We start from the raw sequence: 13871 nt of genomic DNA, 5'->3' as shown, positions 1-13871 counted from the left end.
GCAGCTAGCCAAATCTGACGTAGGAAGAGAGCAGACCGACAGCCATGGCTGAGGCTCAGAACATCCCGGTGGGGTCCACCACCGCCGGCGCGGTGGCCGTTGCCGCCGAGTCGACCGTCGCCACGCGCATGAGCGCGCCCCCGTCCTTCGACGTGGCGGACTTCCCGGTGCCGCACGGCCGCGAGGAGGAGTGGCGGTTCACCCCGCTGGAGCGCCTGCGCGGGCTGCACGACGGCACCGCCGTGGCGACCGGCGACGGCCTCCAGGTCACCGTCGAGGCCCCCGAGGGCGTCACCGTCGAGACCGTCGGCCGCGACGACGCGCGCCTCGGCAGGGCGGGCACGCCCGTGGACCGTGTCGCCGCACAGGCGTACTCGGCCTTCGAGAAGGCCGGAGTGATCACCGTCCCCAAGGAGACGGTCCTCACCGAGCCCATCCGTATCGCCGTGCACGGCGAGGGCGGGGTCGCCTACGGCCACCAGCTCGTCGAGCTGGGAGCCTTCGCCGAGGCCGTCGTCGTCATCGACCACACCGGTGACGCCGTGCTCGCCGCCAACGTCGACTACGTGCTCGGCGACGGAGCCAAGCTGACCGTCGTCTCCGTCCAGGACTGGGACGAGAAGGCCGTCCATGTCGGCCAGCACAACGCGCTGATCGGCCGGGACGCCACCTTCAAGTCGTTCGTGGTCACCTTCGGCGGCGACCTCGTACGCCTCCACCCGCGCGTCGCCTACGCCGGCACCGGCGGCGAGGCCGAGCTCTTCGGTCTCTACTTCACGGACGCCGGCCAGCACCAGGAGCACCGCCTCCTGGTCGACCACAACACCCCGCACTGCAAGTCCAACGTGGCCTACAAGGGCGCGCTGCAGGGCGAGGCCGCGCATGCGGTGTGGATCGGCGACGTCCTGATCGAGGCCAAGGCCGAGGGCACGGACACCTACGAGATGAACCGGAACCTGGTTCTGACCGACGGCGCCCGCGTCGACTCCGTGCCGAACCTGGAGATCGAGACCGGCGAGATCGTCGGCGCCGGTCACGCCTCGGCGACCGGCCGCTTCGACGACGAGCAGCTCTTCTACCTGATGGCCCGGGGCATCCCGGCCGACGAGGCCCGTCGCCTGGTGGTGCGCGGCTTCTTCGCCGAGCTCGTCCAGCAGATCGGCGTCGACGACATCGAAGAGCGCCTCCTCGTGAAGATCGACGAGGAGCTGGAGGCCACGGTCTGATGGCTTTCGTACGCGCCTGTGGGCTGAGCGAGCTGGAGGAGGACACCCCGAAGCGGGTGGAACTCGACGGCACGCCGGTCTCGGTCGTGCAGACCGAGGGGGAGGTGTTCGCGATCCACGACATCTGCTCGCACGCGAACGTCTCGCTCTCCGAGGGCGAGGTGGAGGACTGCCAGATCGAGTGCTGGCTGCACGGCTCCGCGTTCGACCTCCGCACCGGCAAGCCGTCCGGCCTACCCGCGACGCGCCCCGTCCCCGTATACCCCGTAAAGATCGAAGGGGGCAGCGTCCTTGTTGACGTACGCGCCTCCCTCACCCAGGAGTCCTGAGGCACCCATGGCAACGCTTGAAATCCGAGACCTGCACGTCACCGTCGAGGCCGACAACGCCACGAAGGAGATCCTCAAGGGCGTCGACCTCACCGTGAAGCAGGGCGAGACGCACGCCATCATGGGCCCCAACGGCTCCGGCAAGTCGACCCTCGCCTACTCGCTCGCGGGTCACCCGAAGTACACCGTCACCGGCGGCTCCGTCACCCTCGACGGCGAGGACGTCCTTGAGATGTCCGTCGACGAGCGCGCCCGCGCCGGCCTGTTCCTGGCGATGCAGTACCCGGTCGAGGTCCCCGGCGTCTCGGTCTCCAACTTCCTGCGCACCTCCGCCACCGCCATCCGCGGCGAGGCCCCCAAGCTGCGCACCTGGGTGAAGGAGGTCAAGGAGGCCATGGAGCGCCTCAACATGGACCCGTCCTTCGCCGAGCGCAACGTCAACGAGGGCTTCTCCGGCGGTGAGAAGAAGCGCCACGAGATCCTTCAGCTGGAGCTGCTCAAGCCGAAGGTCGCGATCCTCGACGAGACCGACTCCGGCCTGGACGTCGACGCCCTGCGCGTCGTCTCCGAGGGCGTGAACCGGGTCCGTGAGACCGGCGAGGTCGGCACGCTGCTGATCACCCACTACACGCGCATCCTGCGCTACATCAAGCCCGACCACGTGCACGTCTTCTCCGCGGGCCGCATCGTCGAGTCCGGCGGCGCCGAGCTCGCCGACAAGCTGGAGAACGAGGGCTACGAGGCATACACGAAGGGTGGCGCATCCGCGTGACACAGCTGCCGGGCCTCCTCGACACCGAGGCGCTCCGCAAGGACTTCCCGATCCTGGACCGCGTCGTCCACGACGGCAAGAAGCTCGTGTACCTGGACAACGCGGCGACCTCCCAGACGCCGCGCCAGGTCCTCGACGTGCTCTCCGAGTACTACGAGCAGCACAACGCCAACGTCCACCGTGGCGTGCACGTCCTCGCCGAGGAGGCCACGGCGCTGTACGAGGGCGCGCGCGACAAGGTCGCGGAGTTCATCAACGCGCCCTCGCGCAACGAGGTGATCTTCACCAAGAACGCCTCCGAGTCGCTGAACCTCGTGGCCAACATGCTCGGCTGGGCCGACGAGCCCTACCGGGTGGACCACGAGACCGAGATCGTCATCACGGAGATGGAGCACCACTCCAACATCGTGCCGTGGCAGCTGCTCGCGCAGCGCACGGGCGCGAAGCTGAAGTGGTTCGGCCTCACCGACGACGGCCGTCTCGACCTGTCCAACATCGACGAGATCATCACGGAGAAGACGAAGATCGTCTCCTTCGTGCTGGTGTCGAACATCCTGGGCACCCTCAACCCGGTCGAGGCGATAGTGCGCCGTGCGCAGGAGGTCGGTGCGCTGGTCTGCATCGACGCCTCGCAGGCCGCGCCGCACATGCCGCTGGACGTGCAGTCGCTCCAGGCCGACTTCGTGGCCTTCACCGGCCACAAGATGTGCGGCCCGACCGGCATCGGCGTGCTCTGGGGCCGCCAGGAGCTCCTTGAGGACCTGCCTCCGTTCCTCGGCGGCGGCGAGATGATCGAGACCGTGTCGATGCACTCGTCGACATACGCTCCGGCCCCGCACAAGTTCGAGGCGGGCACGCCCCCGATCTCCCAGGCGATCGGTCTGGGCGCGGCGATCGACTACCTCAACTCGATCGGCATGGACAAGATCCTCGCCCATGAGCACGCCCTCACCGAGTACGCGGTGAAGCGGCTGACGGAGGTCCCCGACCTCAGGATCATCGGCCCCACCACGGCCGAGGACCGCGGCGCCGCGATCTCCTTCACCCTCGGCGACATCCACCCGCACGACGTGGGCCAGGTCCTCGACGAGCAGGGCATCGCCGTCCGGGTCGGCCACCACTGCGCCCGTCCGGTGTGCCTGCGGTACGGAATTCCTGCGACCACGCGAGCGTCGTTCTATCTGTACTCCACGCCGGCCGAGATCGACGCACTGGTGGACGGCCTGGAGCACGTCCGGAACTTCTTCGGCTGACGGGACGAGCGATCGCATGAAGCTGGATTCGATGTACCAGGAAGTCATCCTGGACCACTACAAGAACCCGCACGGGCGGGGCTTGCGGGATGGCGACGCCGAGGTGCACCACGTCAACCCGACGTGCGGCGATGAGATCACCCTGCGCGTGAAGTACGACGGCACGAAGATCGAGGACGTCTCGTACGAGGGCCAGGGCTGTTCCATCAGCCAGGCGAGCGCGTCCGTACTGAACGAACTCCTCGTCGGCAAGAGCCTCTCCGACGCGCAGAAGATCCAGGAGACCTTCCTGGAGCTGATGCAGTCCAAGGGGAAGATCGAGCCGGACGACGCGATGGAGGACGTGCTGGAGGACGCGGTGGCGTTCGCCGGCGTCTCCAAGTACCCGGCCCGGGTGAAGTGCGCCCTCCTCAGCTGGATGGCGTGGAAGGACGCGACGGCCCAGGCCCTGGGCGGAGCCGACGCCGAAAGGAAGACGGCATGAGCGAGACCGTTGAGATGAAGCCGGCCTCGGAGGAAGAGGTCCGCGAGGCGCTGTACGACGTCGTCGACCCCGAGCTGGGCATCGACGTCGTCAACCTCGGCCTGATCTACGGCATCCACATCGACGACGCGAACATCGCGACCCTCGACATGACCCTGACCTCGGCGGCCTGCCCGCTGACGGACGTCATCGAGGACCAGGCCAAGTCCGCCACGGACGGCCTCGTCAGCGAGCTCCGGATCAACTGGGTCTGGATGCCGCCGTGGGGCCCGGACAAGATCACGGACGACGGCCGCGAGCAGCTTCGGGCGCTCGGGTTCAACGTCTGAGATTCCCGTTCACGCGGAAGCGGCGGCACCTGCCTGGTGCCGCCGCTTTCCTGTGCCCGGGCTGCCCCGGCCGACCGGGGTGCCTGTGCCTACCCGGCTCAGGCCAGCCCGTCCACCAGGTGGAACGACGAGTCCGCCAGGTACAGGGAGCTGTGGTCGTAGCGTTCGAGGCGGACCACCAAGTTCTTGTGGCGCAGGAAGTAGCCCGGGTAGTTCACCGACTCCAGCATGGTCGCGCCGGAGGAGTAGGCCGAGCCGCGCGGGCAGAACGTGGCGTCCTGGGTGAACAGGGCGGAGCCGTCGTTGCGTTCGGCGCGCAGGACGAAGTTGCGGTGGCGCAGATACTGGCCGTCGCGGGTGGCGAAGGAGTAGCAGGAGCTGTCGGCCAGGCCCTTGACCTGCTTGAAGGTGGAGTCCTCGCGGGACTCGGAGCCGCGGACCTGGTCGAGGCCCACCCGGCCGTCGCTCATGTGCCAGTAGCGGTCGGGGTAGTTGACCGAGCGTACGGAGCGCCATGTGGCGGTGGCAGGGGGCTTCGGGGCCTTCGTCGGTGAACCGGCCTCGCCGGAAGGGGACTTGGAAGGCGCCGGTTCGGGCTTGGAGGCGTTCTGCTCATGGGGCGCCTCGGGCGTCGGTTTCTCCGTCGACAGTCCGCTCTTGCCCGACGGGGGAGCGGTCCCCGAGGGCGAGGCGAAGGAGATCAGGCCGGGGACCGTCGAGTCCGCCGCGGGAGTCGAGGCTGCGGCTGAGTGACCGTCGGAGTCCCTCTCCGATATGGCTATTGCCGTGACGCAGGCGATGACCGTCGCCATCGCCATCCCGCCCGCGAGCCACAGACGGCGCGTTCCCGGTGCCCGAGAGGTGTCCGGGGCCCAGCCGTCCTCCCAGGGTTGGCCCTGGGACGGCCGGGACTTGTTTTCAGGCATGCGGTGTTCCTCCAACGGCGTCACGAGACGACAGCCGCGGCTGCGAAGGACCGGTATGTGAACGGTGAAACACTAGTGGACCCAGTGGTTCGGGAGCAGCTGTTTGGAACGGCCCGTATCCACATCGTTCTCTCCGAGTGAACCGGAGTGAATCAGCGTCAATCGGTGTTCCTCGGCGGCCACTTGCCGTCAGGCGCGGTACGCGGCCGTCGCGATCCGGACCAGTGATCCGATCAGCGGGTTCCTGTCGCCCTCCTGCCACACCGCCAGCACACGGCTCGGCGCCATGTCGACGACCGGGACCACGGCCAGCTCCTCGGGCATCTCGTGCCCGAGCGGGGTCATCCCGACCGTGCCGTTCCACAACACGGCCTGTACGCACTCCTGGACGCCGCGCACCACGGGACCCTCGCGACGCTCACCGCCGTTCCAGTACGCCTGCCACAGCGGGTCGGTCCCCGCCGGGAACCGGAACCAGCGCCGGCCGGACAGGTCGGACAGCGTCAGCCGGTCGCGGCGGGCCAGCGGATCGTCGGCGCGCAGCACGGCGCCCACCGGGTCGGCGCGCAACTCGTGCACCGTCAGCCCCGTCTCGTCGAACGGCCCACGGGTCAGGGCGACATCGACGAGACCTGCGCGCAGCCCGCAGGTCGGATCCGTCAGGTCGGTCTCGCGGACACGGACCTCCACGCCGGGGTGGCGCCCCCGGTGGGCGTCGGCCAGCCGCCGCGCGCCCCGGTCGGTGCTGTCGCCCAGGAAGCCGACGGTGAGGGTGGTGGCGCCGGCCGCCGTCGCCACCCGTACCCGGACCCGGTCGGCCTGGTCGAGCAGGGCACGCGCCTCGTCCAGCAGCGCCGTCCCGGCCGCGGTGAGGGTGACGCCCGCGGGCGAGCGGTGCAGCAGGGCGGCGCCGACGTCGGACTCCAGCTGTCTGATCGCCCGGCTCAGCGGCGGCTGGCTCATGTGCAGACGGGCGGCGGCCCGGCCGAAGTGGAGTTCCTCGGCGACGGCCACGAAATAGCGCAGGGTGCGCAGCTCCATGAACAGCGACGATACCCGTCCGGTATCGAGCCCACCGGATGGGTCTTGGACGGCCGGGGCGCCTCGGAGGTGGACTCGGGGCATGGCTGACAATCCGATGTCCGAAGAAACCCTGCTGCCCGATGAGCAGTTGCCCCACGGGGCCCTGCCCGACCCCGCCGTGCACACGGCGGGTGCCGAGGAGATCGCCCCCGACCTGCTGGTGGTCCCCGATCGAGGGGTCCCGCTGGTGCCCAACATCGGCGTCATCGGTGGCACCCGGGCCGTGCTCGTCGTCGAGACCGGCATCGGCACCGCCAACGCGGAGCAGGTCCTCGCGTTCGCCACCGAGTTCGCGAAGGGCCGCCGGCTGTACCTGACCACCACCCACTTCCACCCCGAACACGCCTTCGGCGCCCATGTCTTCGCCGACGAGGCCACCTACCTGGTCAACCGCGCCCAGGCCGACGACCTCAGAACCAGGGGCGCGGGCTACCTGGAGATGTTCCGCGGCTTCGGCGGGGACATCGCCCGCCGCCTCGAAGGCGTCCGCCCGCCCACCCCCGACGTGGTCCACGACGGCGGTCACGAACTGGATCTCGGCGACCGTATCGTCCGGCTGCGGGCCACCGGTCAGGGCCACACGAAGGGCGACCAGGTCGTCGAAGTGCCTGACGCCGGGGTGCTGTTCACCGGGGACCTGGCCGAGACCGGGCAGTTCGCCATCTTCCCGTGGTTCCCGCCGTACGACACGGACGTCTCCGGCGTGCGCTGGCTGGCGGTGATGGACCGACTGGTCGGCGACCGGGCCCGGGTGGTGGTCCCCGGACACGGTGACGTCGGGGGTCCGGAGGTGCTCACCGAGGTCCGGGACTATCTGCGGGAGCTGCGCGACGAGACCTGGCGGCGACGGGACTCCGCGATGGGCGAGGACGAGATCGCCGCCGAGGTCGCGGCGCTGCTGATCGAGCGGCATCCGGAGTGGGCCGGCCGGGAGTGGATCGAGCGGGGCGTGGGATGCCTGTGCGCAGAGCACACCGGATGAGCCCGGCGCGCGGACTGCCGCTCGGCCGGCGGTATCGAGGGGGACGCGGGAGCGTGCGCGGGTCGCCGCAGGGGCGGGCACGTGCGAACCCGGGGCCCGGAGCAGGGCATCATGGCCGGGCAGCACCGTAGTTCACGCACCGACAGGAGCCCCCGGATCATGGTCCACCGCGTCCCCCGTGCCCTTCGCCGAGCGCCTGCGGTCGCGGCCCTGTGCGGCGCGCTCGCCCTCGGCGGCTGCACGGCGTCCGACGGCGAGGACGGCGCCGCCCCGGACCGCACCACCGCCCCCTCGGCCACGGGCCCGGGCGGCGACGCGAAGGTGGAACTGCCCGAGCCGGGCATCGGCTTCGACTACCAGATCGGCGGCGCCTACCCGCCGCCCGGCGGCGTGGAAGCGGTCTCCCGCGACCGTACGGCGAAGCCCGCGCCGGACGTGTACAACATCTGCTACGTCAACGCCTTCCAGGCCCAGCCGGACGCCGCGGACTGGTGGGAGGAGCACGCCCCCGACCTGGTGCTGCGCGACGACGACGGCACGCCGGTCGTCGACCGGGACTGGGACGAGATCCTGCTGGACACCTCCACCGCCGCCAAGCGCGAACAGCTCGCCGGGATCGTGGGGAAGTGGATCGACGGCTGCGCGGACGCCGGCTACCAGGCCGTCGAGGCGGACAACCTCGACTCGAACGAGCGGTCCGAGGGGCTGCTGACCGCCGACGACAACGTGGCCTTCGGGAAGCTGCTCGCCGCCCGTGCCCACGCCGCGGGCCTCGCGATCGGCCAGAAGAACGCGGCCTCCCTGGCTCGGCAGGGCCGCGAACTGGGCTTCGACTTCGCGGTCGCCGAGGAGTGCGGTCAGTACGACGAGTGCGGCGAGTACGCGGACGCCTACGACGACCGGGTGTTCGTCATCGAGTACCGCGCCGACGGCCTCGCCGCCGCCTGCGCTCAGTGGGGCGACCGGCTCTCGGTGGTGCTGCGCGACCTCGACGTCGTACCGCAGGGGGAGGCCGGCTACCGCCGCCGCACCTGCTGACCGGTCAGTCGAGTACGGCCGTGGCCTCGACCTCGACCAGGTGCTCCGGCACGTCGAGAGCCGCGACGCCCAGCAGCGTGGCCGGCGGCACGGGAGTGACCCCCAACTTGGCGGCGGCCCGGGTGATGCCCTCCATGAGCAGGGGCATCTTGTCGGGGGTCCAGTCGACGACGTGGACGTTCAGTTTCGCCACGTCCTCGAAGGTGGCGCCGGCCGCGGCCAGGGCGGTTCCGACGTTGAGGTAGCACTGCTCGACCTGGGCGGCGAGGTCGTCCGTCCCGACCGTGACACCGTCCGCGTCCCAGGCGACCTGCCCGGCGACGAAGACCAGCTTCGAGCCGCCGGCGATCGCCACCTGACGGTAGGCGTCGACCTCCACGAGTCCGGCCGGGTTCATCAGGGTGATGGCCATGCTGTCCGCTCCTTGCGCTCCGAGCCCGAGCCGCGTGCCACGGGCTCCGTAGTCACTTGTGGTTACTCGGGAACCGTAGGAGAGTGAACGCTGACATGGAAGAACGCACTTTTCGGTGACTGGGGAACCTCATGGGTACCAAGCAGCTCAGCGACTCGGTCGACCAGGCGGACGTGACGCGGGCGAACTCGCTGGCCCGGGAGATCTTCACGGACATCGCCAACAAGTGGGCGCTGCTGATCATCGAGGCGATCGGGGAGAGCACCCTGCGCTTCAGCGAGCTGCGTGACGAGGTCGAGGGCATCAGCCACAAGATGCTCACCCAGAACCTGCGCATGCTGGAGCGCAACGGCCTGATCGAGCGCACCGTGCACCCCACGGTGCCGCCATGCGTCGAGTACACCCTCACCGAACCGGGCCAGGCCCTGCGGGTGACCATCGACGGCATGTGCGACTGGACCCACCGCTACATCGGGCACATCGAGCAGGCTCGTGACAGCTTCGAGGCGCGCAAGCAGTAGTGGCGGGCCGGGAGGCCGTTTCACGCGAAGGACCAGTTTGTGTACGCCCGTACGCATCGTTGTGTACGCTTGTACATATGGGATACCTGCTGCTCGCCGGAGCCATAGCGGCCGAGGTGGCCGCCACGACCGCGATGAAGTACAGCGAAGGCTTCAGCCGGCTGCTGCCTTCGCTCCTGACCGCCCTCGGTTACCTGCTCTCCTTCACACTGCTCGCCCAGACGCTGAAGACCGTCTCGGTGGGCACCGCCTACGCGATCTGGGCCGGCGTCGGCACCGCGGCCATCGCCACCATCGGGATCCTTTTCATGGGCGAGGGGATGACGGCCACCAAGGCCGCCGGCATCGCGCTGATCATCGTCGGCGTGGTCGTGCTGAACCTGGGCGGTGCGCACTGATGGCCCGGCGCTACGACCCCGAACGCCAGCAGCGGATCATCGACGCCGCGATCCGGGTCGTGGGCGAGAAGGGCATCGCCGGGCTGAGCCACCGCACCGTCGCCGCCGAGGCGGACGTGCCGCTCGGCTCGACGACGTACCACTTCAAGACCCTCGACGACCTGCTGGTCGCCGCGCTGCGCCAGGCGAACGAGGGCTTCGCCAAGGTCATCGCCTCGCGCGGCGGCCTTCAGGACCCGGGGACCGACCTCGCCGTCGAACTCGCCGGCTGGATGGGCGAGTGGCTCGCGGGCGACCGCACGGGCGTGGAGCTGGAGTACGAGCTGTACCTCGCCGCCCTGCGCCGCCCCGCCCTGCGCCCGGTCGCCGCCGAGTGGGCCCACGACCTCGCCGACCGACTGTCCCACCGCACCGACCCCGTCACCGCACGCGCGCTGGTGGCGCTGATGGACGGCATCTGCTTGCAGGTGCTGCTCACGGAGACGCCGTACGACCAGGAGTACGCGCGTGACGTGCTGCGCCGGATGATTCCCTGACCTGCGGTGCCGCACTGCCCGGTCGGGCTCGAAATGCCCTGCGGAGCAAGGCTTCTGACCTGTCGTGAACTCTTCCCCGCCCTGCGGGGAACAGGGGGTGACACGCTCAGGACGACACGACAGGGGGAGGCCTTGTGAGCGGACCACCGCCGCAGGCGGAACGCGTGGCGAACGACGCCGACGTAGTGGCCGGATCGCTCGAACAGCCCGAGCTGTTCGCCCGGCTCTACGACCGTCACGCGCCCGACATCCACCGGTACGCGGCCCGGCGACTCGGGGAGACGGCGGCCGACGACATCACCGCCGACACCTTCCTGACCGCCTTCCGCATCCGCGCCCGCTACGACCGCACCCGCCCCAGCGCACGCCCCTGGCTCTACGGCATCGCAGCCAACCTCATCGGCAAGCAGCGCCGCGCCGAGGTACGGGCACTGCGGGCGCTGGCCCGCACGGGGCACGACCCGGTCGCCGCCTCCTGGGTGGAGGACACCGACAGCCGCGTCGCCGCGCAGGGCCCGCTCGCCGACGCCCTCGCCTCGCTCTCGGCCGGCGACCGGCATGTGCTGCTCCTCGTGGCCTGGGCCGACCTCACCTACCAGGAGGTCGCCGAGGCACTGGACCTCCCGGTGGGGACGGTCCGCAGCCGGCTCAACAGGGCCCGGCGCAAGGTACGTACGGCGCTGGGCGCCGATCCGGCATTCGTGAGCGACACGGCGGAGGTGGTGTGAGGGTGGACGAGATGACCCAGGTGCGGGAACTGCGGGCCGAGGCCCCCGTCGCCGACCGGGCGCGGCTGGCGCCGGGGCGGGCCCGGCTGGTCGAGACGGCACTGACGGCGAAGCGGAGCCGGGTGACATGGGGGCGACGGAGCCCGCTGCTGGTCGCCGCGGTCTTCGTCGCCGTGACGGCGGTCGTCATCACCGCGACGCTGCTGGCCAACGGGCACCGGGCGGGACGTGAGGGCACGCCCGCCGTGGCGCCGGGCCTCGATCTGAAGGGGATGAGCGCGCGCGAGCTGCTGGAGTTCGCGGCACGGACGGTGGAAGGACAGCCACCGGTCGCCGAACCGCGCGCGGAGCAGTGGATCTACGCCAAGGAGACGCAGGAGGGGGACGACGACGCGGACTTCGAGCTGGAGAAATGGCTCCGCTACGACGGTGCCGAGCTCGCCTCCTACCCCAGGCCCGGGGCCGATGACCCGGGAGAACTCGAGACGACCGAGCTGAACCTCGAAGGGCTCGGCGACGAGTACGACGACCGTTCGCCCCGCGAGATGTACCGCTTCCTGGCCACCCTGCCGGCCGACGGCGAGGGCACGCTCAAGGCGCTGCGCGAGGAGAACGCACTCGTCGACGACAAGAGCCGGACCCAGGAGGGCAACGACTACACCGAGATCTCGGTTCTGCTCGACGCCTACGTCCAGCCCCCCAAGGGCCTGGCGGGCCTGTACCGCGCACTGGCCACGATGAAGGGCGCCAAGCTGGTGGACCACCTGGTCGAGGACGAGGCCGGCCAGTACGCCGTCGCCGTCAGGTTCCCCGAGCCCGGCCGCGAGGGCGAGAAGCACGCCGACGAGTGGCTGCTCGACCCCGTGACCTTCGAGATCGTCGGCGAGCGCGCGATCGAGGACGGCGAAGTGGTCGGCGGCAACGCGTACGTGGTGAAGGCGGTGGTGAACGAGGCGGGCCGGCGGCCCTGACACCGGACGTCGGACCGGGTCGGCCCGCGCCACGAGGGGTGCGCGGCCGGCCTGTCGGGCAGGGCCCGGGCGTCGGAGTCCCCGCGCGCGGGAGGGGCGGGCGGGGCCGGGCGCGGGGTCCCGCGCGCGGGAGGGGCCCCGGGGCCCGCATGAGTATCCGCCCAGGGTCTCCGCGAACGCGAAGGGTCGCCGGCGCCCGTATGAGAACCCGCCCGGCGGCCCGCACCCTGAGACGCCCCGTGCCCGAGTTAGCCCCGACGCGCCCCGGCCGGTTAGGTTGCCCTCATGACCGACACGACTGCTCCTCGCACCACCGGCGCCGTGGCCGCCGGCCTTGCCACGATCGCCGCCGACGGCACTGTTCTCGACACCTGGTTCCCCGCGCCCGAGCTCGTGGCCGAGCCCGGCCCCTCCGGCAGCGAGCGGCTGTCCGCCGAGCGTGCCGTCGAGCTGCTCGGCGAAGGCGCCGCGAAGGCGATCGGTCCGGACGCCCGCCGTGGCGTCGAGGTCGTCGCGGTCCGTACGGTCATCGCCTCGATCGACGAGAAGCCGATCGACGCCCACGACGTCTACCTGCGCCTGCACCTGCTCTCGCACCGCCTGGTCAAGCCGCACGGCGTGAACCTGGAGGGCCAGTTCGGCTTCCTCGCCAACGTGGCCTGGACCTCGCTCGGCCCGGTCGCCGTCGACGACCTGGAGAAGGTCCGGCTGAACGCGCGCGCCGAGGGCCTGCACCTCCAGGTGACGTCGGTCGACAAGTTCCCGCGCATGACGGACTACGTCGCGCCGAAGGGCGTCCGCATCGCCGACGCCGACCGGGTCCGCCTGGGCGCGCACCTCTCCGAGGGCACCACGGTCATGCACGAGGGCTTCGTCAACTTCAACGCCGGCACCCTCGGCACCTCCATGGTCGAGGGCCGTATCTCCGCGGGCGTCGTGGTCGGCAACGGCTCCGACATCGGCGGCGGCGCCTCGACGATGGGCACGCTGTCCGGCGGCGGCAACGTGATCATCTCCATCGGTGAGCGATGCCTGGTCGGCGCCGAGGCGGGCGTCGGCATCGCGCTGGGCGACGAGTGCGTCGTCGAGGCGGGCCTGTACGTCACGGCCGGTACCCGCGTCACCATGCCCGACGGCCAGATCGTCAAGGCCCGCGAGCTGTCCGGCGCGTCCAACATCCTCTTCCGCCGCAACTCGGTCACCGGCACCGTCGAGGCCCGCCCGAACAACGCGGTCTGGGGCGGCCTGAACGAGATCCTGCACAGCCACAACTGACCGACCCCGACAGGTCGACGGCCGTCGGCCACCGGTCATCGCCGAGCGCCCTCCCACGACCGACCACGGTCCCTGGGAGGGCGTTCGCGTGACCGGGGCGGCGCGCCACGCTCACGTACGGGTTACTCCTCGTGACCTCCCGGCGGTCCGGGCAGATGAACCGGTGGACGCAGTTTCCGATCACACGCCGAAACGACGAGATGAGGGGCCGAGGGCTGATGACGGGTCGAGTGGAGACGGGCGAGCGGGGCCGGGTCGTGGCGCGACTGGTGGTCGGGGTGATCGCCGCGGGGGCGGCCTGCTGGCTGCCGGCCGGGAACGCGCACGCCGACGAGACCAACACGGGCTCGCACAACGGGCCCCGGATCGGGCTGGTCAACGTGGGGCAGGTGGACGACCCCATGGAGGACGTGCTGGAGCACTTCCTGCTCGTCGGCGACGGGTACACCTGGGGCTGAGCACGCACGGGGCGGCACGGGAGACAGCCGGGGCCGGGACGTATCGCAGGGGGTGTGCGGTACGGACCCGGCCCCGTGCCGTTGAATTTCTCTCGCACCCAGGCATAGCCGCGGCGACCCGCACGCGTCACATGGGTCAGGAGCGGCGGG

The 13871-nt window shown here is 70.6% G+C and carries 18 protein-coding genes; 15 read left to right on the top strand and 3 right to left on the bottom strand.

The window, feature by feature from the left end; translation table 11 throughout:
* The first annotated feature begins 44 nt into the window (after nt 1-44).
* Genes sufD through PGH47_RS10310 form a run of 6 tightly spaced genes read left to right on the top strand, consistent with a single transcriptional unit; the run spans nt 45 to nt 4393 of the window.
* Nucleotides 45-1226, top strand: a complete 1182-nt coding sequence (sufD, locus tag PGH47_RS10335) for a Fe-S cluster assembly protein SufD (protein ID WP_271663176.1) — start codon at nt 45-47, stop codon at nt 1224-1226.
* Nucleotides 1226-1555 carry a non-heme iron oxygenase ferredoxin subunit gene (locus PGH47_RS10330; protein WP_271663175.1) on the top strand — a complete coding sequence of 110 codons (330 nt, stop codon included), beginning with the start codon at nt 1226-1228 and terminating at the stop codon, nt 1553-1555. Before sufD ends, PGH47_RS10330 begins: the two co-directional genes overlap by 1 nt.
* Nucleotides 1556-1562: 7 nt before the next feature.
* Complete coding sequence (gene sufC, locus PGH47_RS10325) at nt 1563-2327, top strand: Fe-S cluster assembly ATPase SufC (RefSeq protein WP_271663174.1); 765 nt, start codon at nt 1563-1565, stop codon at nt 2325-2327.
* Nucleotides 2324-3580, top strand: a complete 1257-nt coding sequence (locus PGH47_RS10320) for a cysteine desulfurase (RefSeq protein WP_126897727.1) — start codon at nt 2324-2326, stop codon at nt 3578-3580. The genes sufC and PGH47_RS10320 overlap by 4 nt, the downstream gene beginning before the upstream one ends.
* Nucleotides 3581-3596: 16 nt before the next feature.
* Complete coding sequence (gene sufU, locus PGH47_RS10315; RefSeq protein WP_271663173.1) at nt 3597-4064, top strand: Fe-S cluster assembly sulfur transfer protein SufU; 468 nt, start codon at nt 3597-3599, stop codon at nt 4062-4064.
* A complete protein-coding gene (locus PGH47_RS10310) occupies nt 4061-4393 on the top strand; it encodes a metal-sulfur cluster assembly factor (RefSeq protein ID WP_028809645.1) in 333 nt (110 codons plus the stop codon). The genes sufU and PGH47_RS10310 overlap by 4 nt, the downstream gene beginning before the upstream one ends.
* A 98-nt stretch (nt 4394-4491) precedes the next feature.
* Here PGH47_RS10310 and PGH47_RS10305 read toward each other — a convergent pair whose 3' ends face one another.
* Both PGH47_RS10305 and PGH47_RS10300 read right to left on the bottom strand, forming a co-directional pair.
* Nucleotides 4492-5319, bottom strand: coding sequence for an AbfB domain-containing protein (locus PGH47_RS10305; protein WP_271663172.1), 828 nt, complete (start codon nt 5317-5319; stop codon nt 4492-4494).
* Nucleotides 5320-5508: 189 nt separating this feature from the next.
* On the bottom strand, nt 5509-6360 hold the full coding sequence (locus PGH47_RS10300) for a LysR family transcriptional regulator (RefSeq protein WP_271663171.1): 852 nt from the start codon (nt 6358-6360) through the stop codon (nt 5509-5511).
* Nucleotides 6361-6442: 82 nt separating this feature from the next.
* Between PGH47_RS10300 and PGH47_RS10295 the strand changes: the two genes are divergently transcribed.
* Nucleotides 6443-7384, top strand: coding sequence for an MBL fold metallo-hydrolase (locus PGH47_RS10295; RefSeq protein WP_271663170.1), 942 nt, complete (start codon nt 6443-6445; stop codon nt 7382-7384).
* A gap of 159 nt (nt 7385-7543) precedes the next feature.
* A complete protein-coding gene (locus PGH47_RS10290; protein WP_271663169.1) occupies nt 7544-8422 on the top strand; it encodes an endo alpha-1,4 polygalactosaminidase in 879 nt (292 codons plus the stop codon).
* 4 nt (nt 8423-8426) lie between these two features.
* Here PGH47_RS10290 and PGH47_RS10285 read toward each other — a convergent pair whose 3' ends face one another.
* The gene (locus tag PGH47_RS10285) at nt 8427-8834 is read right to left on the bottom strand and encodes a RidA family protein (protein ID WP_271663168.1); all 408 of its coding nucleotides are present in this window, start codon (nt 8832-8834) and stop codon (nt 8427-8429) included.
* Between the two features lie 131 nt (nt 8835-8965).
* On the opposite strand from PGH47_RS10285, the gene PGH47_RS10280 reads away from it, so the two are divergent.
* From PGH47_RS10280 to PGH47_RS10250, 7 genes are all read left to right on the top strand, one after another.
* Nucleotides 8966-9355 carry a winged helix-turn-helix transcriptional regulator gene (locus PGH47_RS10280; protein WP_271663167.1) on the top strand — a complete coding sequence of 130 codons (390 nt, stop codon included), beginning with the start codon at nt 8966-8968 and terminating at the stop codon, nt 9353-9355.
* A gap of 77 nt (nt 9356-9432) precedes the next feature.
* Complete coding sequence (locus PGH47_RS10275) at nt 9433-9753, top strand: DMT family transporter (RefSeq protein ID WP_030958368.1); 321 nt, start codon at nt 9433-9435, stop codon at nt 9751-9753.
* On the top strand, nt 9753-10289 hold the full coding sequence (locus PGH47_RS10270; RefSeq protein WP_271663166.1) for a TetR/AcrR family transcriptional regulator: 537 nt from the start codon (nt 9753-9755) through the stop codon (nt 10287-10289). Before PGH47_RS10275 ends, PGH47_RS10270 begins: the two co-directional genes overlap by 1 nt.
* Before the next feature lie 134 nt (nt 10290-10423).
* Entirely contained in the window at nt 10424-11017 is a 594-nt protein-coding gene (locus PGH47_RS10265; RefSeq protein WP_271663165.1) for an RNA polymerase sigma factor, read from the top strand.
* Between the two features lie 11 nt (nt 11018-11028).
* Complete coding sequence (locus tag PGH47_RS10260; RefSeq protein WP_271668019.1) at nt 11029-11988, top strand: CU044_5270 family protein; 960 nt, start codon at nt 11029-11031, stop codon at nt 11986-11988.
* Between the two features lie 285 nt (nt 11989-12273).
* Nucleotides 12274-13263 (top strand): 2,3,4,5-tetrahydropyridine-2,6-dicarboxylate N-succinyltransferase, encoded by a 990-nt coding sequence (gene dapD / locus PGH47_RS10255; protein ID WP_126897717.1) that lies wholly within the window; start codon nt 12274-12276, stop codon nt 13261-13263.
* Nucleotides 13264-13481: 218 nt separating this feature from the next.
* On the top strand, nt 13482-13721 hold the full coding sequence (locus PGH47_RS10250; RefSeq protein ID WP_125527444.1) for a hypothetical protein: 240 nt from the start codon (nt 13482-13484) through the stop codon (nt 13719-13721).
* The last annotated feature ends 150 nt before the right edge of the window (nt 13722-13871 follow it).

The organism is Streptomyces sp. HUAS 31 (assembly GCF_028198125.1).
Lineage (GTDB): Bacteria > Actinomycetota > Actinomycetes > Streptomycetales > Streptomycetaceae > Streptomyces > Streptomyces chartreusis.
Note: the sequence above shows the minus strand (reverse complement) of the source record. Positions and strands in the feature narration are given on the sequence as shown.

Bases quoted from the DNA above. Each gene is read 5' to 3' on its own strand.
- sufU (WP_271663173.1), top strand. From the start codon at position 3,597: ATGAAGCTGGATTCGATGTACCAGGAAGTCATCCTGGACCACTACAAG.
- PGH47_RS10280 (WP_271663167.1), top strand. From the start codon at position 8,966: ATGGGTACCAAGCAGCTCAGCGACTCGGTCGACCAGGCGGACGTGACG.
- PGH47_RS10330 (WP_271663175.1), top strand. From the start codon at position 1,226: ATGGCTTTCGTACGCGCCTGTGGGCTGAGCGAGCTGGAGGAGGACACC.
- PGH47_RS10250 (WP_125527444.1), top strand. From the start codon at position 13,482: ATGACGGGTCGAGTGGAGACGGGCGAGCGGGGCCGGGTCGTGGCGCGA.
- sufD (WP_271663176.1), top strand. From the start codon at position 45: ATGGCTGAGGCTCAGAACATCCCGGTGGGGTCCACCACCGCCGGCGCG.
- dapD (WP_126897717.1), top strand. From the start codon at position 12,274: ATGACCGACACGACTGCTCCTCGCACCACCGGCGCCGTGGCCGCCGGC.
- PGH47_RS10275 (WP_030958368.1), top strand. From the start codon at position 9,433: ATGGGATACCTGCTGCTCGCCGGAGCCATAGCGGCCGAGGTGGCCGCC.
- PGH47_RS10270 (WP_271663166.1), top strand. From the start codon at position 9,753: ATGGCCCGGCGCTACGACCCCGAACGCCAGCAGCGGATCATCGACGCC.
- PGH47_RS10260 (WP_271668019.1), top strand. From the start codon at position 11,029: ATGACCCAGGTGCGGGAACTGCGGGCCGAGGCCCCCGTCGCCGACCGG.
- PGH47_RS10290 (WP_271663169.1), top strand. From the start codon at position 7,544: ATGGTCCACCGCGTCCCCCGTGCCCTTCGCCGAGCGCCTGCGGTCGCG.
- PGH47_RS10300 (WP_271663171.1), bottom strand. From the start codon at position 6,360: ATGGAGCTGCGCACCCTGCGCTATTTCGTGGCCGTCGCCGAGGAACTC.
- sufC (WP_271663174.1), top strand. From the start codon at position 1,563: ATGGCAACGCTTGAAATCCGAGACCTGCACGTCACCGTCGAGGCCGAC.
- PGH47_RS10310 (WP_028809645.1), top strand. From the start codon at position 4,061: ATGAGCGAGACCGTTGAGATGAAGCCGGCCTCGGAGGAAGAGGTCCGC.
- PGH47_RS10285 (WP_271663168.1), bottom strand. From the start codon at position 8,834: ATGGCCATCACCCTGATGAACCCGGCCGGACTCGTGGAGGTCGACGCC.
- PGH47_RS10305 (WP_271663172.1), bottom strand. From the start codon at position 5,319: ATGCCTGAAAACAAGTCCCGGCCGTCCCAGGGCCAACCCTGGGAGGAC.
- PGH47_RS10295 (WP_271663170.1), top strand. From the start codon at position 6,443: ATGGCTGACAATCCGATGTCCGAAGAAACCCTGCTGCCCGATGAGCAG.